At 71.7% G+C, this 19598-nt stretch carries 15 protein-coding genes and 1 pseudogene; 11 read left to right on the forward strand and 5 right to left on the reverse strand.

Going from position 1 to position 19598, the window contains the following annotated elements:
- Nucleotides 1-284: 284 nt before the first annotated feature.
- From IEY99_RS19485 to IEY99_RS19495, 3 genes are read left to right on the forward strand one after another with little or no spacing between them, the layout of a single operon-like run.
- Nucleotides 285-2108 carry a glycosyltransferase family 2 protein gene (locus IEY99_RS19485; RefSeq protein ID WP_189205195.1) on the forward strand — a complete coding sequence of 608 codons (1824 nt, stop codon included), beginning with the start codon at nt 285-287 and terminating at the stop codon, nt 2106-2108.
- On the forward strand, nt 2105-4054 hold the full coding sequence (gene glxA, locus IEY99_RS19490; RefSeq protein ID WP_189205197.1) for a radical copper oxidase GlxA: 1950 nt from the start codon (nt 2105-2107) through the stop codon (nt 4052-4054). The genes IEY99_RS19485 and glxA overlap by 4 nt, the downstream gene beginning before the upstream one ends.
- On the forward strand, nt 4054-5148 hold the full coding sequence (locus IEY99_RS19495; RefSeq protein WP_189205199.1) for a glycoside hydrolase family 6 protein: 1095 nt from the start codon (nt 4054-4056) through the stop codon (nt 5146-5148). The genes glxA and IEY99_RS19495 overlap by 1 nt, the downstream gene beginning before the upstream one ends.
- Before the next feature lie 15 nt (nt 5149-5163).
- On the opposite strand, the pseudogene IEY99_RS34345 reads toward IEY99_RS19495, so the two are convergent.
- Both IEY99_RS34345 and IEY99_RS19510 read right to left on the reverse strand, forming a co-directional pair.
- Nucleotides 5164-5960, reverse strand: a pseudogene (locus tag IEY99_RS34345) (NsdA family TPR-like regulatory protein); the annotation flags it as partial.
- An 82-nt stretch (nt 5961-6042) separates the two neighbouring features.
- A complete protein-coding gene (locus IEY99_RS19510) occupies nt 6043-7581 on the reverse strand; it encodes a lysyl oxidase family protein (RefSeq protein WP_229798971.1) in 1539 nt (512 codons plus the stop codon).
- Between the two features lie 208 nt (nt 7582-7789).
- On the opposite strand from IEY99_RS19510, the gene ppc reads away from it, so the two are divergent.
- The 5 genes from ppc to IEY99_RS19535 all read left to right on the forward strand — a co-directional run bounded on the left by ppc (nt 7790) and on the right by IEY99_RS19535 (nt 14086).
- Entirely contained in the window at nt 7790-10585 is a 2796-nt protein-coding gene (gene ppc / locus IEY99_RS19515) for a phosphoenolpyruvate carboxylase (protein ID WP_189205207.1), read from the forward strand.
- A 110-nt stretch (nt 10586-10695) separates the two neighbouring features.
- Nucleotides 10696-11610 (forward strand): ABC transporter ATP-binding protein, encoded by a 915-nt coding sequence (locus tag IEY99_RS19520; protein ID WP_189205209.1) that lies wholly within the window; start codon nt 10696-10698, stop codon nt 11608-11610.
- The gene (locus tag IEY99_RS19525; protein ID WP_189205211.1) at nt 11603-12466 is read left to right on the forward strand and encodes an ABC transporter permease; all 864 of its coding nucleotides are present in this window, start codon (nt 11603-11605) and stop codon (nt 12464-12466) included. The genes IEY99_RS19520 and IEY99_RS19525 overlap by 8 nt, the downstream gene beginning before the upstream one ends.
- Nucleotides 12463-13374, forward strand: coding sequence for an ABC transporter ATP-binding protein (locus tag IEY99_RS19530; RefSeq protein WP_189205213.1), 912 nt, complete (start codon nt 12463-12465; stop codon nt 13372-13374). Before IEY99_RS19525 ends, IEY99_RS19530 begins: the two co-directional genes overlap by 4 nt.
- A gap of 1 nt (nt 13375) precedes the next feature.
- Nucleotides 13376-14086 carry an ABC transporter permease gene (locus IEY99_RS19535; RefSeq protein ID WP_189205214.1) on the forward strand — a complete coding sequence of 237 codons (711 nt, stop codon included), beginning with the start codon at nt 13376-13378 and terminating at the stop codon, nt 14084-14086.
- On the opposite strand, the gene IEY99_RS19540 is transcribed toward IEY99_RS19535, so the two are convergent.
- Nucleotides 14083-14778, reverse strand: coding sequence for a hypothetical protein (locus IEY99_RS19540; protein ID WP_189205216.1), 696 nt, complete (start codon nt 14776-14778; stop codon nt 14083-14085). The genes IEY99_RS19535 and IEY99_RS19540 overlap by 4 nt on opposite strands.
- 123 nt (nt 14779-14901) lie before the next feature.
- Here IEY99_RS19540 and IEY99_RS19545 point away from each other — a divergent pair, with 123 nt between their 5' ends.
- Both IEY99_RS19545 and IEY99_RS19550 read left to right on the forward strand, forming a co-directional pair.
- Nucleotides 14902-15492 carry a hypothetical protein gene (locus IEY99_RS19545; RefSeq protein ID WP_189205219.1) on the forward strand — a complete coding sequence of 197 codons (591 nt, stop codon included), beginning with the start codon at nt 14902-14904 and terminating at the stop codon, nt 15490-15492.
- Nucleotides 15489-16070, forward strand: a complete 582-nt coding sequence (locus IEY99_RS19550) for a hypothetical protein (RefSeq protein ID WP_189205221.1) — start codon at nt 15489-15491, stop codon at nt 16068-16070. The genes IEY99_RS19545 and IEY99_RS19550 overlap by 4 nt, the downstream gene beginning before the upstream one ends.
- Before the next feature lies 1 nt (nt 16071).
- Here IEY99_RS19550 and IEY99_RS19555 read toward each other — a convergent pair whose 3' ends face one another.
- Together IEY99_RS19555 and IEY99_RS19560 are read right to left on the reverse strand one after the other, a co-directional pair.
- Nucleotides 16072-16416, reverse strand: coding sequence for a hypothetical protein (locus IEY99_RS19555; protein ID WP_189205223.1), 345 nt, complete (start codon nt 16414-16416; stop codon nt 16072-16074).
- A 202-nt stretch (nt 16417-16618) separates the two neighbouring features.
- Entirely contained in the window at nt 16619-17908 is a 1290-nt protein-coding gene (locus tag IEY99_RS19560; protein WP_189205225.1) for a glycoside hydrolase family 26 protein, read from the reverse strand.
- Nucleotides 17909-18062: 154 nt separating this feature from the next.
- Here IEY99_RS19560 and cysC point away from each other — a divergent pair, with 154 nt between their 5' ends.
- On the forward strand, nt 18063-19586 hold the full coding sequence (cysC, locus tag IEY99_RS19565) for an adenylyl-sulfate kinase (protein ID WP_189205227.1): 1524 nt from the start codon (nt 18063-18065) through the stop codon (nt 19584-19586).
- The last annotated feature ends 12 nt before the right edge of the window (nt 19587-19598 follow it).

The following is a 19598-nucleotide window of genomic DNA, read 5'->3' on the forward strand; positions in this document are numbered from 1 at the left end:
TGCCGCGATCCGGACATCGACGGATGGCGAATGTCGAGGAGAGTGGTCGCTCTCCGTAGACATCGAACCGCGATGCCCGTGAGAGTGATCACCATACCCATCCGTAATGCGGCGCGATCCGTGTGGACGTGCAACCGTCTGTCACCGACGTCGGTGGCATCGTTGCTGCTTAATCCACGATGGATCCCCGTGAGGCTACTTAGCGTTATGAAGGCGAATCACGCCGCGGGTGCGCGCAATACATCACACGCAGTTACTTTCCGAATCTTTGCGAGAGGACGTCGATGAGCGAGCCGCGACCCCCGGTGGACCCGGCTCTCGCGCGAGCGCTCAACTCGCCGACCGTCGCCCTGCCGGGCCGCTACGAGTACGCCGGCTACAGCGTGCTGGCCGGGCCCGCGGAGACCGTCGCCGACGAGCCCCAGCAGGTGCGGATGCGGCCGCTGGCCCGGCGCCGCCCGTTCACCACGCTGCTCATCACCCTGTTCGCGTTCGCGTTCGAGGGCACGTTCTTCGCCTGGCTGATCACCTCGATCGAGCTTCCCGACCGCGGGATGCACACGTGGCTCTACGCGGCCACCGTCTTCATGATCGCGGCGACCGCGCTCATCGAGCTGTTCCGGCTCGTCAACGTCGTGACCCTGTGCCTGGCCACGCTGTGGGCCCGCGACCCGGTGCCGATGGTCCCGGACGCTCGCCTGCGCGTCGCGTTCCTCACCACGATCGTGCCTGGCAAGGAGCCGATCGCCATGGTGGAACGCACCCTGCGCGCCGCCCGGGCCATCCGGCACTCCGGCCCGTTCGACGTCTGGCTGCTCGACGAGGGCGACGACGACGAGGTCCGGCGGATGTGCGCGCGGATCGGCGTGAAGCACTTCTCGCGCAAGGGCAAGGCGGAGTACAACACCCCGGCGGGCGCCTTCAAGGCGAAGACCAAGCACGGCAACTACAACGCCTGGGTCGACGCGCAGGGTGACGACTACGACGTCTTCGTCTCGGTCGACCCGGACCACGTGCCGCTGCCCAACTTCTGCGAGCGGCTGCTCGGCTACTTCCGCGACCCGGACGTCGCCTTCGTGGTCGGCCCGCAGATCTACGGCAACTACGACAACGTGGTGACCCGCTGGGCCGAGTCGCAGCAGTACCTGTTCCACTCGCTGCTCCAGCGCGCCGGCAACCGGCTCGGCATCTCGATGCTGGTCGGCACCAACAACGCCGTACGGATCGCGGCCCTGCGCAGCATCGGCGGCCTGCAGGACTCGATCACCGAGGACATGGCCACGAGCCTGGTGGTGCACAGCGCCAAGAACCCGGAGTCCGGCCGGCGGTGGCGCTCGGTCTACACGCCGGACGTGCTCGCGGTCGGCGAGGGCCCCTCCTCGTGGACCGACTACTTCAGCCAGCAGGACCGCTGGTCGCGCGGCACCGACGAGGTCGCCGTGACGTCCTTCGGGAAGCTCGCCTGGAAGCTCGGGTTCCGCCGGGGCCTGCACTACATGCTGCTGATGTCGTACTACCCGCTCACCGCGCTCGCCTGGATCCTCGGCGCCGTCAACGCCGCCTGCTACATGGTGCTCGGCGCCAAGGGCGTCATGGTGCCGCAGGAGGTGTGGCTGATGCTCTACGTCGACGCGGCCATCTTCCAGGTGGGCCTCTACATCTGGAACCGCCGGCACAACGTCAGCCCGCACGAGGAGGCCGGTTCGTCCGGGCTGGCGGGCATGCTGGTGTCCACATTGTCCACGCCGATCTACGTCTCCTCGTTCATCGGTGCGGTCCTGCGCCGGCGCACCGGTTTCGTGGTGACGCCCAAGGGCGACTCGGCCAGCCCCGACCGGCTGCTCACCTTCCGGCAGAGCCTGCGCTGGGCCGCGTTCTACGTCGCCCTGCTCGTCTCCGCGCCGATCGGCGGCCACGTCAACGGCGCGATGTGGGTGTGGCCGAGCCTCAACCTGGTCATCTGCCTCACCCCGCCGGCCATCTGGGCCGCACAGGAATGGCAGCGCCGCCGGGCCGTGGTTCCGTCGGCGCCGCCGCCCGCACCCGTACCCGTCTTCGCGCCCGTAGCGGACAGCGAGATCGAAGCACCCGTGGAGTCCTACGCATGAAGCCCCGCCCCCGCCCCTCGACGGCCCGCCGCCTGCTCAGCGCCGGGATCGCCCTGGTGGTCCTGAGCGTGCTCGTGTTCGTGAACCGGCCGATGGTCGCGTTCGGCGCCGACGCCTATCACGACTTCACCATCAACCGGCAGTCCTACAAGGAGAAGTACGGCCACTGGTCGCGCCTGCCCGTGCCGCAGGGCTTCCGGGTCAACGCCATCCACGCGGCGCTGCTGCACACCGGCAAGGTGCTGATCATCGCGGGCAGCGGCAACAACCGGGAGAACTTCGAGGCCGGCACCTTCCGTACGGTGCTGTACGACCCCGCGAAGGACTCCTTCTCCGAGGTGCCCACCCCCACCGACGTCTTCTGCGCCGGGCACACCTTCCTGCCCAACGGCAACCTGCTGATCGCCGGCGGCACCAAGTCGTACGAGGTGCTGGAGAAGGACATGACCCACGCCGCCGGGGTCATGAAGATCAAGAACGAGTCGGCGACCGGCGGGCCGCGCACCTTCCCGAAGGGCACGTTGCTGCTCGCCAAGGACGGCACCACCTACCGCACCCGGGACGACCTGACCGTGCCGGCCGCGACGGCGATGAAGCACGGCGACAAGGTCATGACCCACGCCGGGGAGGCGGAGGTGTGGGTGGACGCCGTGCAGCCCGGCGACAGTTCCGTGGTGGACCACCCGGCGCAGTACACGGTCGCCGGGCTCACCGGCGACGACCAGCGGAACATCTACGGCCTCTCGGACAAGATCACCCGGGAGAAGCAGGAGTACGGCGGCGACAAGACCTCGTACGAGTTCGACCCGCGCACCGAACGCTACGTCCGCACCGGCGACATGGTGAAGAGTCGCTGGTACCCGACGCTGGCGGAGCTGCCCAACGGCGACGTGCTCGCGGTCTCCGGCCTGGACGAGTTCGGCCGGATGCTGCCCGGGCACAACGAGCGCTACGTCAAGGACCAGCGCCGCTGGGTGGACGCGCCGGAGCTCAAGCGGGTCTTCCCGACGTACCCGGCCCTGCACCTCATGGCGGACGGCAAGCTGTTCTTCTCCGGCTCCAACGCGGGCTACGGCTCGGACACCGAGGGGCGTACGCCCGGCCTGTGGAACCTGACGAACAACACCTTCCGGGTCGTCCCGGGTCTCGAGGACGCACGCATGACGGAGACCAGCTCGTCGGTGCTGCTACCGCCGGCCCAGGACCAGCGAGTGATGATCTTCGGCGGCGGCGAGGTCGGCGAGTCCCCGGTGTCGACGGCACGGACCGCCATCGCGGACCTCGACGCGCCGAAGCCGGCCTACGAGACCGGCCCGGACCTGCCGAAGCCGGCGCGCTACCTGAGCACCGTGCTGCTGCCCGACGACACCGTGTTCACCACCGGCGGCTCCTCCGGATACCGCGGCGGCCGGTACGGCGACCAGACCCGCAGCGACCTGTTCAACGCCCAGATCTACCGTCCGGCCAGCGGACGGTTCGAGACCGCGGCGGACTCCACCATCGGCCGCAACTACCACTCGGAGGCGCTCCTGCTGCCCGACGGGCGGGTCATCACGATGGGCTCCGACCCGCTCTACGACCCGAGCGGGCGCAACCCCGGCACGTTCGAGCAGCGCATCGAGGTCTACTCCCCGCCGTACCTGTTCAAGGGCGAGCGGCCCACGATCGGCCGGAACCCGGACGCGGTGCAGCGCGGCACCACCTTCGGCGTGGCGACCCCGGACGCCGCCCGCATCCGCGCCGCCCGGCTGGTGCGGCCCAGTGCGGTCACCCACGTCACCGACGTGGACCAGCGCTCGGTGGCGCTCGACATCACGCCGGCCGCGGGCGGCCTGGCCCTGTCGGTACCGAAGGCCAAGGGCTTGGTACCCTCCGGCTGGTACATGCTCTTCCTCATCGACGACCGGGGGTTGCCGTCCGTGGGCCGCTGGATGCTGGTGCGTTGATGTCGCGGCATGCCAGGCCGCGCGGCCTGTTGGCGCGCGGCTTGTTGTCGCGCGGCCTGTGGCCGCTGGCCGCGGCCGGGCTGTCGCTGGTCCTCGTCATCACCGCCATCGTGGTGCTGTCGTCGCGCGACGAGGACTCCCCCGTCGTCAGCGGTCCCACCGCCGAGAGCGCGCCGGCACCGTCGGGGGCCGGTGGTGACGGCAGCCGCCTCGCCGGTCAGCCGCTCTACGTCGACCCGAACGGCGCGGCCGCCGAACAGGTCCGGGCCTGGGAGGGCGCGGGACGCCAGGCCGACGCCGCCCGCATCCGGCGGATCGCCGACCAGCCGGTCGCCACCTGGTTCGCCGACGACCGGGCCGGCTACGCCGACCGGGCCCGGCAGCTGGTGACCGCGGCGACCGCGGCCGGCCGGCTCCCGGTCCTGACGCTCTACCACATCCCGGACCGCGACTGCTCCGGCCAGTCCGCGGGCGGCGCCGCCGACGCGACGGCCTACCGGACGTGGGTACGCGCGATAGCAACCGCCCTGCAGGGGCACCGGGCGCTGATCGTGCTGGAACCGGACGCGATCCCCCAGGCCGTCGAGGGCTGCCTCGGCGCCCGGGCGGCCCAGGAACGCTACGCCCTGCTCGCCGAGGCGGTCGGCGCGCTCCGCGCCAACCCGGGAGTCCTCGTCTACCTGGACGCGGGCAACCCCACCTGGATCACCGACCCGTCCCGGATGCTCGCCGCGCTGCGCAGCTCCGGAATCGCCAAGGCCTCGGGCTTCTCGCTGAACGTCGCAAACTTCGAGACCACGGCCGACAACGTCGCGTACGGCAACCGGCTGTCCGCCCTCCTCGGCGGCGCACACTACATCGTGGACACCAGCCGCAACGGCAACGGCCCGGCCCGCAAGGGCGCCGGCAACCAGCACTGGTGCAACCCACCCGGCCGGGCACTCGGCGACCCGCCGACCACCCGCACCGGTGTGCCGCTCGCGGACGCGTACCTGTGGATCAAACGACCGGGAGAGTCCGACGGCGCCTGCGGCAACGGCGCACCGCCGGCGGGTCAGTGGTGGCCCGAGTACGCCCTCGGCCTCACCCGCTGACCGCGGCGAGGCGGCTTACGCCGGCTCGCTCGGCCGGAACGCCTCGTACTGCTCGCGGAGGTCGCGCGCCTCGGCGACGCCCGCCTGCTGGACGCCGGCGACGACCTCCGATGCCCTCCACCAGTTCGACGGCACGATGCGGCCGGAGCCGATCGCGGCGGCGGCCACGGCGGCCGCCTCGTCCGGTTTCCCGGGGGCGAGCAACGCCAGGCCGAGGTCGAGCCTGGCGGATGCCACCCGCCGTGGCCGGGCGCCTTCGCGCTCCAGCTCGGCGACGACCTCCCGGGCGACCGCCTCGGCGGCCGGGTCGCCCGCCCAGGCCAGCGTCGTCGCCGTGTACGCGCGAGCCTTGGCGGGGTCGTACTGGTAGTGGTGCTCGGATGCTCCGGTCGGCGTCGATGGCCGGCGAGCCGCTCGACCCGGTCGAGGATCCGCCGGGTCACGGCCCGGTCACCGAGGCGCGCCCATGCCCTTCCCTCCTGCGCCGCCGCCTGCACGAAGGCCGAGCCGTCCCGAGGAGCGACTTGCTGCGCGTGCGGGGACAGAACGACGGCTTGCCGGTGGTCACCTGCCGTCAGGACCGCCCACGCCTTCGTCTCCAGACACCAGGCGGCGATCTCGCGATGCTCGGCCTGGTCGGCGAGCTCCGCGGCGATGGACAGGTACGCATCGGCGGCGGCCACCTGTCGCAGATCGATGTGCAATGTGGCGCGCAAGAGCGCAAGCCAGCCGGTGGCGACCAGCAGCCGCCGATGCTGGACGAGAGTCTTGCGGGCGTCGACGAGGCGGGACGCGTATGCGAGGTGCCGCTGTCACGCTCCCGCTGACGGTCGGAGCGAAGGGCGGCCGGCCGGTGGCCGGCCGCGTCTTCGGTCCGAGGCTACCGCCGGGGTTTCAGTCCAGGCCGTGGACCGAGGGCACCTTGAGGGTGCGCTTGGTGGGCGTGCCGCCCAGCCTGATCTCTCGCAGTGCGGTGTTGTTCTTCGGGTTCAGCTCGGCCAGCTTGCCGTCCGGGTTGGCCTTGACCTCGATGTAGTACGTGCCGTTGGGCAGGTCGGTGATCTCGAAGGACTGGCCCGGCCGGTCCTGTGTGTACGTGTCACCGCTGCCGACGTCGAGCACCTCGCGCACCGCGACGGCCGTGTTCTGGCCGCAGGAGCTGGAGAGGTCGGTGTTCTCCGGGCGCCACTTGGCGTTCGGGATGGTGTAGTCGATGGCGTCCGTGTTGGCCAGGCAGAAGGCTTCCTTGCCGCTGCGGACGGCCAGCTTCTTGTCCGCCCGGAGCAGGTTGTACTGCGCGAAGTCGGTGAAGTGCCAGTGCCGGTGCCCCTCGCGCGGGTCCCATTCCATCGTGCCGGCCGCGACCGAGCCGACTTCCTTGCCCTTGGCGTCGAAGAAGTACTGGTACGCGTCCATCAGCTCGGTGCCGGTGCGCCGGAAGCCGTCGACCAGCAGGGGTGACGTGCCGGCGTTCCAGACCGTGGCGCCGAAGTTGACGAACCACTTCCTGCCCTCCTGCGACAGGGAGATGCCCCAGGCGGGCAGCGAGCGCAGGTCGGGACGCGGGCCCGGGGCGATGCGCGACGCCTTGACCGCCTTCGGCGCCTTCGCCGGGGGCCGGAAGCCCGGCTTGTACGCCGAGATCTGCAGGTTCGGGTCGCCCTCGCCGGCGTGCTCGCCGTGCTCCGCGAGGGCGGCCTGCGGCGAGGTGTCCTCGCCGGCCTTCGCGGCCTTGAGCTTCGCCCGGGTGAGCTGGGCGGCGCCCTCGCCGCCCCGGATCGTGCGTACGGTCAGCTTGATCTTCTGCGTGGCGGTCTTCGGATCGATCTTGAACTGGTCGCGGTACCGGGGGTTCAGCGTGACGGTCGCCGTGTACTTGCCGTCGGCCAGGTCCAGGGGCTCGCCCTGCGGGTTGCTGCCCACCTCGGCGTTCCAGCCGGCCTGGATTCCCCAGACCGCACCCAGGTTGAACGGGTTGCCGCCGGAGCAGCCGCGCGGATAGGGGCTCTCCGCCGGGGCGTCGCGCCGGGTCCGCGCCGAGCTGGCGGAGTTCGGGCAGAAGTCGGTCCGGTATGTCGCCACCTGGGCGCCGGCGGCGTTCTTGATGGTGACCGTGGTGAAGTCCTTGAGCCCGTTCCAGTCGGTGACCATCCCGGCCGGCAGGCTCACCGCCGTCCGCTTGCCGTTCTTGACGACGTACTGCTGGGCCTTGATCGGGTCGGCGTACGACTTGCGGGTCGCCCGGATCTCGAACGGGTCTTTGCCCGCGATGAGGTTGACGCCCAGGTCCAGATAGAGAGAGGCCTCCCCGTCCCAGACGTAGCGCTCCACCGTGACGTCCGGCGTCGCGAGGGTGAACGCCAGCGGCGGCGGGTCGGCCGCCGCCCTGGCGACGCCCACGCCCGCGCCGGCGAGGGCGACGGCTGCCGTCACGGCCCCCACCGTCAGCAACCGAGTCCTTCTTGTCATGCTTTTCCTCCCCAGAGGCTCATGTGCCGCTCAGGAAAGTCCCAACGACGTGAAGCCGGCGTAAGGCGGTATGAGACTTGCCCCAAACCACACAGCCGGAGCAGGGCCCGGATACGATCGCGGATATCGGGACAGCGCTGTCCGCCGCACGCCATGCCCAAGGAGCGCCCCGGTGACAGACCAGCACGGCCAGATCGACCCCGACGGCCCCGACGCCGCCCTGCGCGCCGACATCCGCCGCATCGGCCGGCTTCTCGGCCAGACCCTGGCCCGGCAGGAGGGCAAGCCGCTGCTCGACCTCGTCGAGGAGGTCCGGGCCCTGGTGCGCACGGACGCACCGGCCGCGGCCGAGCGCCTCGCCGCGATGGACGTCATGACCGGCACCAAGCTGGCCCGGGCGTTCTCCACCTACTTCCACCTGGCGAACATCACCGAGCAGGTGCACCGGGCGCGCGACCTGCAGCGCCGCCGCGCCCGCGACGGCGGCTGGCTGGACCAGGCCGCGAAGCGGATCGCCGAGAAGGGCGTGCCCGCCGACGAGATCGCCGCGGCCGCCCGCCGGCTCGCCGTACGCCCGGTCTTCACCGCCCACCCGACCGAGGCGGCCCGGCGCTCGATCCTGTCGAAGCTGCGCCAGCTCGCCGACTCCCTGGACGCCGAGGCCGCGGCCGCCATCCTCTACGGCGCCACCGACACGACCGGGTCGACGCGCCGTTTCGCCGAGCTCATCGACCTGCTGTGGCAGACGGACGAGCTGCGCCTGGACCGGCCGGACCCGACGGACGAGGCCCGTAACGCCGTCTACTACCTCAAGGACCTCTACGCCGAGGCCGCGCCGCAGGTCCTCGACGACCTCGCCGAGACGCTGCGCCAGCTCGGTGTCGAGACCGCGCCCACGGCGCGGCCGCTGACCTTCGGCTCGTGGATCGGCGGCGATCGCGACGGCAACCCGTTCGTCACGCCCGCGGTCACCCGCGAGGTGCTGATCATCCAGCACGAGCACGGCATCCAGGCCACCGAGGCGGCGATGGACGCGCTCATCGACGAGATCTCGGTGTCCCGGCGGCTGCGCGGGGTCTCCCTGGACCTGTCGGCGAGCCTGGCGGCCGACCTGGACGCGCTGCCCGAGGTGGCGCCGCGCTTCCGGCGGGTGAACGCCGAGGAGCCGTACCGTCTCAAGGTCCGGTGTGTGAAGGCGAAGCTGGCCAACACCCGCCGGCGGCTGCAGCACGGCACCGCCCACGTGCCGGGCCGCGACTACCTGGGCAGCGACGAGCTCATCGCCGACCTGGAGCTGATCCGGGCGTCCCTGGCCCGCAACTCCGGGCAGCTCACCGCGATCGGCACGGTCGCGTCGGCCATCCGGACGGCCTCCGCGTTCGGCCTCCAGCTCGCCACCCTCGACGTCCGTGAGCACGCGGAGCGCCACCACGAGGTGCTGGCCCAGATGTACGCGCGGGTCGGCGAGGTGGACGACTACCACGCGCTGAGCCGCGAGGAGCGCACCAAGCTGCTCAGCACCGAGCTGACCGGGCGGCGCCCGCTGGCGGCGGGGGACATCCCGCTCACCGACTCCGCCCGCAAGACCTTCGACGTCTTCACCACCATCCGCGAGTCGCAGGACCGCTTCGGCGCCGACGTGATCGAGTCGTACATCATCTCGATGACCCTCGGCGTCGACGACGTGCTCGCCGCGGCGGTCCTGGCCCGCGAGGCCGGCCTGATCGACATCCACACCTCGCGGGCGCGGATCGGCATCGTGCCGCTGCTGGAGACCCCGGCGGAGCTGGACGCGGGCGGTGACCTGCTCGACGAGATGCTGTCCCTGCCGGCCTACCGGGAGATCGTCCGGGCGCGCGGCGACCTGCAGGAGGTCATGCTCGGCTACTCCGACAGCAACAAGGAGGCCGGCATCACCACCAGCCAGTGGTCGATCCACAAGGCGCAGCGGGCGCTGCGCGACGTGGCGGCCCGGCACGGGGTACGCCTGCGCCTCTTCCACGGCCGCGGCGGCACGGTCGGGCGGGGCGGCGGTCCCACCCACGAGGCGATCCTGGCCCAGCCGTACGGCACCCTCGACGGCGCCATCAAGGTGACCGAGCAGGGCGAGGTCATCTCGGACAAGTACACGCTGCCCGCGCTGGCCCGGGAGAACCTGGAGCTGACCGTGGCCGCGGTGCTCCAGGCGACCCTGCTGCACACGGAGCCGTCGGTGGACCCGCAGTCGCTGTCCCGGTGGGACGCGGCCATGGACACCGCCTCGGAGGCGGCATTCCGGCGGTACCGGTCGCTGGTGGAGAATCCCGACCTGCCGGCGTACTTCTGGGCGGCGACCCCGACCGAGCTGCTCGGCGCGCTCAACATCGGTTCGCGCCCGGCGAAGCGCCCGAACGCGGACGCCGGGCTGGGCGGCCTGCGGGCGATCCCGTGGGTCTTCGGCTGGACCCAGACCCGGCAGATCGTCCCCGGCTGGTTCGGCGTCGGCACCGGCCTGGCCGCGGTCCGCGAGGCCGGCGGCGCCGACGTCCTGCGGGAGATGTACGCCGACTGGCAGTTCTTCCGCACCTTCGTCTCGAACGTGGAGATGATGCTGACCAAGACCGACCTCACCATCGCCCGGCGCTACGTCGAGACGCTGGTGCCGGAGGGTCTTCAGCCCATCTTCGCCACCATCGAGCAGGAGTACGACAAGACGGTGCGCGAGGTCCTGGCCGTCACCGGGCGGGAGCGACTGCTCGCCGCGCAGCCGGAGCTGTCGCGCACGCTGGGGGTCCGCGACACGTATCTGGAGCCGCTGCACCACCTCCAGGTGGCCCTGCTGCGGCAGTACCGCGACCTCGGCGACGCCGGCCGTCAGCCCGCCACCGCACCGGGCACGCGCCGGGTGCCGTCGGACTCGACGGCGCTGGAGCGGGCGCTGCTCACCACGGTGAACGGCATCGCCGCCGGCATGCGCAACACCGGCTGAGGAGGGCCTGGTCAGGGCGGTGTTCACCCTGGGACATAGGCCCGTCTCAGGGGTGACTCGGGGTGAACACCTGATCCGCGGAGATGACAGGTCTCCCTAGGCTGTCAGCCGTGAGTCTCATCGAAACCCAAGGGTTGACCAAGACGTACGGCGGGCGGGTGACGGCCCTGCACGAGCTGAGCGTCTCCGTCGAGCCGGGGATCATCGGCCTGGTCGGCGCCAACGGCGCCGGCAAGTCGACCTTCATCAAGATTCTGCTCGGCCTGATCCCGCCCTCCGCCGGGCAGGTGCGGGTGTTCGGCATCGACCCGACGGTCGACCCGGACCGGGTCCGGGCGAAGGTCGGCTACATGCCGGAGCACGAGGCGCTGCCGCCGGACGTCTCCGCCGCCGAGTTCGTCACCCACCTGGGCCGGATCAGCGGCCTGCCGCGGACGGCCGCGCGCGAGCGCGCCTCCGAGGCCCTGCGGCACGTCGGCCTCTACGAGGAGCGCTACCGCCAGATCGGTGGCTACTCGACCGGCATGAAGCAGCGGGTCAAGCTGGCGCAGGCGCTGGTGCACGACCCCGACCTGCTGCTGCTCGACGAGCCCACCAACGGCCTCGACCCGGCCGGGCGGGACGCCATGCTCGCGCTGGTGCACCGGATCGGCACCGAGTTCGGCATCTCGGTCGTGGTCTGCTCGCACCTGCTCGGCGAGGTCGAGCGGATCTGCGACTCGCTGGTCGCGATCGAGGGCGGCCGACTGCTGCGGGCCGACCGCATCTCGGCCATGACCGAGGCCAGCGACGTGCTCGCGGTCGAGGTCGCCGAGGGCATGGAGGAGCTCGCCGCCGCGCTGACCGGCCTCGGCATGACGCCCCGGGTGGACGGGCGCATGCTGCTCGTGCCGCTGGACCACGAGGACACGTACGACCGCATCCTGCGCGCCGTGGCGGACCTCGACCTGCCGTTGCACCGTCTCGACCAGCGACGCCACCGGGTGGCCGAGCTCTTCGCACCCAGGGAGACCGCAGATGTCTGAGGCCAGCGTCATCCATGACATCGGCTACCAGCGCTACACCGGCCCGAGGCTGGGCCGCGGCGCGGTGCTCGGTGCCATCTACGTGCACGGGCTGCGGGCCGCGTACGGGCTCGGCCGCTCGGCCAAGGCGAAGATCTTCCCGTGGCTGGTGGTCGCCATCGTCACCCTGGTCGCGGTGATCCTCGCCGCCGTCCGGGCCCAGACCGGGCTGCTGCCGCTCAACTACATCCAGTTCGCCGACTCGATGAGCTGGCTGATCATCTTCTTCGTCGCCATCGTCGCGCCGGAGCTGGTCTCGCGGGACATGCGCTCCGGGGTGCTGCCGCTCTATTTCAGCCGCCCGTTGCGTGCCGCGGACTACGTGGGCGCCAAGGTCGCCGCGATGGTGACCGCGGTCTGGGCGCTGTTGGCCGTACCGCAGTTCATCATCTTCCTGGGTGCCGCCCTCACCGCCAAGAACGGGATGTCGGACGTCTGGAAGGAGCTCGGCGACCTGCTTCCCGGCTGGGGCTACAGCCTGCTGTGGGCGCTGGTGTTCACCGGCATCGGCCTGCTCATCGCGTCGCTGACCGGCAAGCGGGCGTTCGCGGCCGGCGGCATCGTCGCGGTGTTCCTGATGACCACGCCGATCGTCGGCGTGATGATGATCCTGCCGTCGCGGGCCGCGCAGGAGATGGCCGGCCTGGTCAGCCCGATGTCGCTGGTGAGCGGCGTCGGCCAGTGGCTCGTGCCGGCCGCCAACACGGGCCTCAACATCGGCAGCTACGGCCCGGTGTACGCCATCGAGGCGGTCACGCTGATCGCGACGTGCCTGCTGCTCCTGCTCGCCCGCTACCGGAGGGTGGCCGCGCTGTGACCACAGTGGACCTGAAGAACGTGTCACGCTGGTACGGCAACGTCGTGGCCGTCAACGACATCAGCATGACCCTGGAGCCGGGCGTGACCGGCCTGCTCGGCCCGAACGGCGCCGGCAAGACGACCGTGCTGCACATGATGGCGGGCTTCCTCGCCCCCTCGAAGGGGACGCTGACCCTCGACGGCGAGTCGACCTGGCGCAACCCGTCGGTCTACCGCAAGCTCGGCCTGGTGGCGGAGCGCGAGGCCGTGCACGGCTTCCTGACCGCCCGCGAGTTCGTGCTCGCGTCGGCGAAGATGCAGAAGCTGCCCGACCCGGCGGCGGCGACCGAGTGGGCGCTGAACATGGTCGAGATGGCGCCGGCCGCGGACCGCCGCATCGAGACCTACTCCAAGGGCATGCGCCAGCGCACCCGGGTGGCGGCGGCGCTGGTGCACGAGCCGCGGGTGCTGCTGCTGGACGAGCCGTTCAACGGCATGGACCCGAGGCAGCGCATGCACATGATGACGCTGCTGCACCAGCTGGGCGACCGCGGCCACACCATCCTGTTCAGCTCGCACATCCTCGAGGAGGTCGAGCAGGTCTCCGGCACGGTCCAGGTGATCGTGGCGGGCCGGCTGGCGGCCTCCGGCGACTACCGCAAGATCCGCCGCCTGATGACGAACCGCCCGCACGTCTTCGCGGTGCAGTCGTCGGACGACCGCCGCCTGGCGGTCGCCCTCATCGCGGAGAAGTCGGTCACCGGCGTGGAGATCGATGCGACCGGGATGACGGTCCGGGCCGGCGACTACGGCAGCTTCACCCGCGCCCTGCCGCGCATCGCCCTGGACTCGGGCATCCGGCTGCGCAAACTGATCCCGTCCGACGAATCCCTGGAGAGCGTCTTCTCCTACCTGCTGGAGGCCTGACATGTCGACGGTCGCGTGGATCACCGCCCGGGGCCTCTTCGGCCGCCGGCGGGTCCTGCTTCTCCTGCCGCTGCCGCTGCTGCTGGTCGGCCTGGCCTGGATCTGCCGCACGTACGGCGTCGAGCCGCGGGAGTGGGGCATGCCGGTGCTCGTCGGGCTCGGCCTGGCGGTGCTGCTGCCGGTCGTGTCGCTGATCGTGGGCACGGGCGTGCTCGGCTCCGAGGTGGACGACGGCACGATCGTGCACATCCTGACCAAGCCGCTGCCCCGGCGGGACATCATCGTGGCGAAGCTCGGCGTGGCGGTCGTGGTGGCCGCGGCGACGGCCGCGATCCCGCTGTTCGTCGCCGGCTGGCTGGCCGACTCCCCGGCGCTGGGTGGCGCGCTCGCCGCGGCCGCGGCGGTGGGCGCCTTCGCGTACTCGTCGGTGTTCGTGCTGATGAGCCTGCTGACCCGGCGCCCGGTCCTGCTGGGCCTGGTCTACATCCTGGTGTGGGAGGGGCTGCTGGGCCGCTTCGTGAGCGGCAGCCGGGTCCTGTCCATCCAGCAGTACGTCATCACGATCGCCGACAAGATCACCCCGACCGAGCTGCTCACCGGCAAGGTGTCGCTGCCGGTGGCGGTGGTCATGGGTGCGATCTTCGTGCTGGGCTGCGCGGTCGCCTCGGTGGACCGCCTCCGGTCGTTCTCGGTGGCCGGCGAGACGAGCTAACCGGCGCTCTGTCCCGCACCGTCCGCCCGGCCCCGGACTCCGGCCTCACCGGCCCGCGCGCCGGCCGTGTCGCCGATCGGCTTGGGGGCGCGCCGGGCGCAGAGGTAGTGCAGGCAGAACTGGGTCAGGCGGGCCCGGGCCTCGGCGCGCTGGCCGGGCTGCTCGCTGCTGAGCGCCGCCATGGCCTCCGTGATCGCCTTGAGCGTCGTCTGTTTCGTCTTGCCCGGCACGGCGACGGGAGAGGCGTCGCCGATCCCGTAGACGAGGTCGAGCGTGACCTCCAGCAGTTGCCCGTCGGAGAGCTTCTTCGCCCAGTTCTCGATGCTCCGGCGGGCCACCTGGTCGAGCATCGCGGCGGTCCAGTCGATGCCCTTGCCGATCAGTGAGGCGGCCCGGCGGCTCTCCGCCGGGCCGCCCCCGCTCCGGCCGCCGAAGTCGGCGCGGACGGCGAGCGATCCGGCGACTCCGAAGATCACGCCATTGATCAGATCGTTCTGGGTGGGCGTGAGGATGCCCAGCTGCGCGGGGAGCCAGCCGACGAAGCCACCGCCGGCGCCCGCGAGGACCAGGTAGCACGCGAATCCGGCGAAGAAGCCCTTGCGGCTCCAGCTGTGCCAGAACTGGTAGGAGCTGAAGGGAAACCCGAACACCGCGAAGACCGCCGCCGTCACCATTGCCAGGACAAGGGACATGACCTGCTCCGCGGTTTACATGATCTCAGGTTCAGACCCTACAACTCACCGTAGACTCGGCGCTTGCCTATGAATAACTAGAAGCCGGGCTTAAGCGAGATAACGGGTCGAGGTGGACTCGCGATGGTGGATCAACGACACGCGTCGGGCCGCCACGCCGGGCAGCCACCGGGTCCGGCCTGGAAATCCCTCAGCTCCGAGGCCGCGGAGCGTCTCCTCCGGGAGATCTGCGCCCACGTGCGCGACCGCTTCCCGGACCGGATCGACGACGCGTCCATCGAGGCGCTGGTGACCGACGTCCTCGACCGGTGGCACAGCGGCCCGTTGCGCGACGCCGCCGGCGAACCGGTCCGGGGCCTGCGGGCCGACGCCAACCGGGCCGCGCTCGCCTGGCTCAAGGAGGCCGGCACGATCCCGGCCGGCAGCCACGAGTACGACGACCTGTTCGCCGAGACGGTCTTCCACGGCCAGTTCGACGCGGCGGAGATCCGTGCGGGAATGCGGGACCTCGTGACGGCCGGCCGGGAGCTCGAGTTCCGCATCGTCACGTACTACCTCGACGTGGCCGAGCTCGACGGCAGACCACCGCTGCCGGCGGCGATCGCCCTCAGGCTGCGGACGCCGGCCCGCCCGCTCACCAAGGAGTCCGTCGAGGACGCCCTGACGGACTTCTACAGCCTGCTGGAGTCGCGCCGGGCGCGAGGACCACGGTGACGGCGCCGGACGATCCGCTCCTGCGCCTGGTACGCGCCTTGCTGGACGAGAGTGGCGAGGTCCCGGCGGAAAGCTTCCAGGAGGGCTTCGCCGCGCTGCGCGACTACCTGGCGCGCCGGTTCTCGGCACAGCTGGGGCCCGGCGACATCGAGGATCTCGCCTCGGACGCGATCACCAGGTTCCTCGACGCGGCCCGCCGCGGCCTGCTGAGCACGGACGGCAATCCCACCGGGTACCTGCTGCGGATCGCCATGCACAACGGCTTCGCCCTGGTCAGAAAGGTAGGGGGCACCGCGGAGCTGGACGGCACCGCGGCCGCGCTGTCGGACGCCGAGGCGGCGGCCCGCCTGGACCGCCTGGCCACGGTCGACGTGCTGCGCCGGGCCATGCGGCGGGCCCGCCTCGACGGGGACGTCACCGCCGTCAAGGTGGCGACCTACCTGCTCGACCACATCCAGCGAACCGGGGAGGCGCCCAGCAACCGGACCACCGGCGACGCTCTCGGGCTCAGCCATGCCGGGGTGGGCAAGGCGCTGCGCCGGCTGCGGGCCTATCTGGCCGCGGCGTTGGCCGCCTGACTCAGCGGCAGGAGTTGTGCTCGGCGACGATCGACTCCGCCAGCGAGGTGAGGCGGTCGACCTCCTCGGGCTCGGCCGGCATCGCCGCCTCGGCGATCACCTCGAGCCCCAGGGTGGTCAGCCGCAGCCCGGTCTCCCCGGCGGGCCCGCTGCCGCTGCCGTCCGCGGTCGCCAGGCCCGTCGACAACAGGGCCGAGCGCGAGCCGAAGGGGAGCAACTGCACCGCGGCCTGGGCGATCGACACCGGCGCACCGTAGAGGTCGGCGAGGAAGTCACGCAGGTCCGGAGTCAGGAACCGGAGCGCGTCGGCCGCGGACATGTCGCCCGGGTCGTCCTGCTCAGCCATGTCGGCGTGCCTCATTGCCGGGCTCCCTTCGCGCATCTTCATCACCTCGGTACTAGGCCGCCGGACCCCGCCGTGGAAACCGCGCCGCCGACTTTCCGTGGCCGCCGGAGCGGCCCCGGCGCGAACAGCGGGTGGATGAGCACCATTGTCGGCCCGCCCGCAGGCGCGCGGCAGGACTTTCCCGACCCGGACAAACCGCCCTTCAGGAGAGGTTGGTGACGACGTCCACCTGGAAGATCGGCAACTTGCCCAGCTTGCGGTACGCCGCCAGCGACTCCGGCGTCGCATCCACCGACGACTCCCGCCCCTCCTGGTTGTGCGGCGTGTCGAAGTGCACCATCGCGCGGATCCTCGGGAAGCGCCGGATCTGCCGGCCGACCTCGGTGTAGAACGCCGCCTTGTGGCCCGGGTTCTTCTTCGACGACCACACGCCCCACTCTGCCACCATCAGCGGCTTGCCCGGATGCCGCCCGACCGCCCAGTTGTAGAAGCCGGGCCAGGTGGGCCGGGCCGAGGACTGGCGGTTGAGCAGCTCCGCGAAGTCGCCGTGGCCGTAGCCCGGGTCGCTGTAGGCGTACGTGTCGAAGCCGATCCAGTCCACCACGTCGTCGCCCGGGTACATGTCGTCGAACCACTTCTGGCTGGTGTGTGGCACGTACGCCATGTGCACCAGCACCGTCACGAGGTTGTCGACCCCGTCCGCGCGCAGCCGTTCCACGACGTAGCGGAACATGCGCGAGTAGTCGGCCGCCGTGTAGCCGGAGCCCGCCTTCTCCTTGACGTTGTCCTCGGCCTCGTGGTGGACGGTGAAGAAGAACTCCTCCGGGAACTCCTTCTTGATGTGGGCGGCGAGCTTGTCCAGGAACTTGTCCGTCGCCTTGTCGCCCTTGGCGATCTTGGCCCAGGACGCGCCGCGCGGCTTCCAGTTGAGGAAGAGGATCCGCTCGCGACCCGGCTCGCGGGCGATCGCCATCTCCTCCTTGGTCGGGAAGAGCTGGTTGTTGCCCCGGTGGTACGCGTGGAAGACGTCCTGGTGCCGCTCGGTCTTCTCCTCGAAACGCGCCAGCGCCTGCTCGCCACGCATGTCCGTGAAGGCTCCGGGCGCCACACCCCAGAGCACCCCGCAGGTGGGGACGAGCTTCTTGCCCGTACGGCAGGATCCGGCCGGCGCCGGCGCCGCGGGAGCGCCGCGCGCGGCCCCGGCGGCCGAGGGCGACGCCGACGGCGGCAGCGACGGCGCCCCGGACGCGGGCGGCGCCCCGGGCAGCATCGGCACTCCCGGCTCGGCGGGCGACGGCACCCCCCGCGACGCGCCCGGCGCCGAGGTCGCGGCCGGCCCGGGAAGCACCACCGGGTCGGGGCCGTAGGGCAGGCCGAGCTGGTCGACGCCCCCGGTCCACGCCCAGGAGAGGGTGGCCACGACCGAGATGCTGAAGACGGTCGTGATGGCGGCGAGGTGCAGGAAGCGGCTGCGGCGCGGTCCACGTCTCACGATCGCCCAGTATCGGCATTAAAATCCCTTTTGTCGACTACCCGACGGCGCCGACCCGCGCCGACCGTCGAGAACGGACGGACCCCGAGCCCCGCTCGACCCCGGGGAGTCCGGCTGCGAAACTGTCCTCAAGTCACGGCAGGGGGAGTTTTAGGTGAACGACGGTTCTGTGCTGCCCGAGGACGTCATGCGTGACGCGCCGACGTACACGCCGCGCGCGCACGAACTCGCCGACCTCGAGCTGCTGCTGGCCGGGGCGTACACGCCGCTGACCGGCTTCCTCGGCCGCGCCGACCTGCAGTCCGTGCGCCGGCAGGGCCGCCTCACCGACGGCTCCTCGTGGCCGGTCGCCGTCACGCTGGAGATTCCCGCCGAGCTTGCCGCCGGCCTGGACCTCGACGACCCGTCGCGGCGCACGGTCGTGCTCACCGACCCGGAGGGCGCGCCGGTCGCCGCCATCGAGATCGCCGACGCCTGGCCCACGACCGAGGGACGGTACGCGGTCGGCGGCGCCGTACGCCGGATGGGCGACGGCGGGCACGGCCCGTTCCAGCGACTGCGCCGCACCCCCGAGGAGGTCAAGGCGCTGCTGCCGCCCGGGCGCGTCCTCGGCGTCATCGCGGACCGCCCGCTGCACCGGCCCCAGCTCGCGCAGATCGCGCACGCCGCCCGCACCCTCGCCGCGCACCTGCTGATCTTCATCCCGGTCACCGGCCCGGGCCCCGACGGGCTGCCGCCGGAGGCACTGGTCCGCGCCGTCTTCGCGGCCCGCGACCGGATGCCGCCCGCGACCATCGTCGCGGTCCCGCTGATGACCCGCGGCGACGAGATGCGCGACGCGTTGCTGCGCGCGCGGGTCGCCGCCGCGTACGGCGTCACCCATGTGCTGTCCACCGGCGAGATGCTCTCCGGCGGCGGGCTGCGGGTGCTGGTGCCCCGCGAGCTGGCGTACGACAACCGCGACGGCCAGTGGCGCTGGCGCGAGGACATCCCGCCGCGCAACCGCCGGCTGGCGATGTCCGCCGCGGAGATCGAGGACCTGCTGGACCGGGGCTTCCCGCTGCCCGAGTGGCACACCCCGCCCGCCGTCGCCAAGGAGCTGGCCCGGGTCCGCCCGCCGCGCCGGCACCGGGGCCTGGTCGTCTTCTTCACCGGCTTCTCGGGCTCCGGCAAGTCCACGATCGCCCGCGGGCTGGCCGACACCCTGCGGGAGAGCGGCGAGCGGACCATCACGTTCCTCGACGGCGACGTGGTGCGCCGCGAGCTCTCGGCCGGGCTGGGGTTCAGCCGGGCCGACCGGGACCGCAACGTGCGACGCATCGGCTGGGTGGCGGCCGAGGTGGCGCGCCACCGCGGGATGGCGGTCGCGTGCCCGATCGCCCCGTACGCGGACGCCCGTGCGGCCGTGCGGCAGATGGCCGCCGACGCCGGGGCCGGCTTCGTGCTCGTACACGTGGCCACGCCGCTGGAGGTGTGCGAGCAGCGCGACCGCAAGGGCCTCTACGCCCGCGCCCGGGCCGGTCAGCTGCGCGGCATGACCGGCGTCGACGACCCGTACGAGGTACCCACCGACGCCGAGCTGGTCGTCGACACCACGGACATGACCGTGCCGGAGGCCGTCGACCTCGTGCTGGCCTATCTGGTCGAGAGTGGCTGGGTGGAGCCCGAGATGAAGTAACCGGTCCCGGCG

The sequence above is a fragment of the Couchioplanes azureus genome (assembly GCF_014648355.1).
GTDB lineage: Bacteria > Actinomycetota > Actinomycetes > Mycobacteriales > Micromonosporaceae > Actinoplanes > Actinoplanes azureus.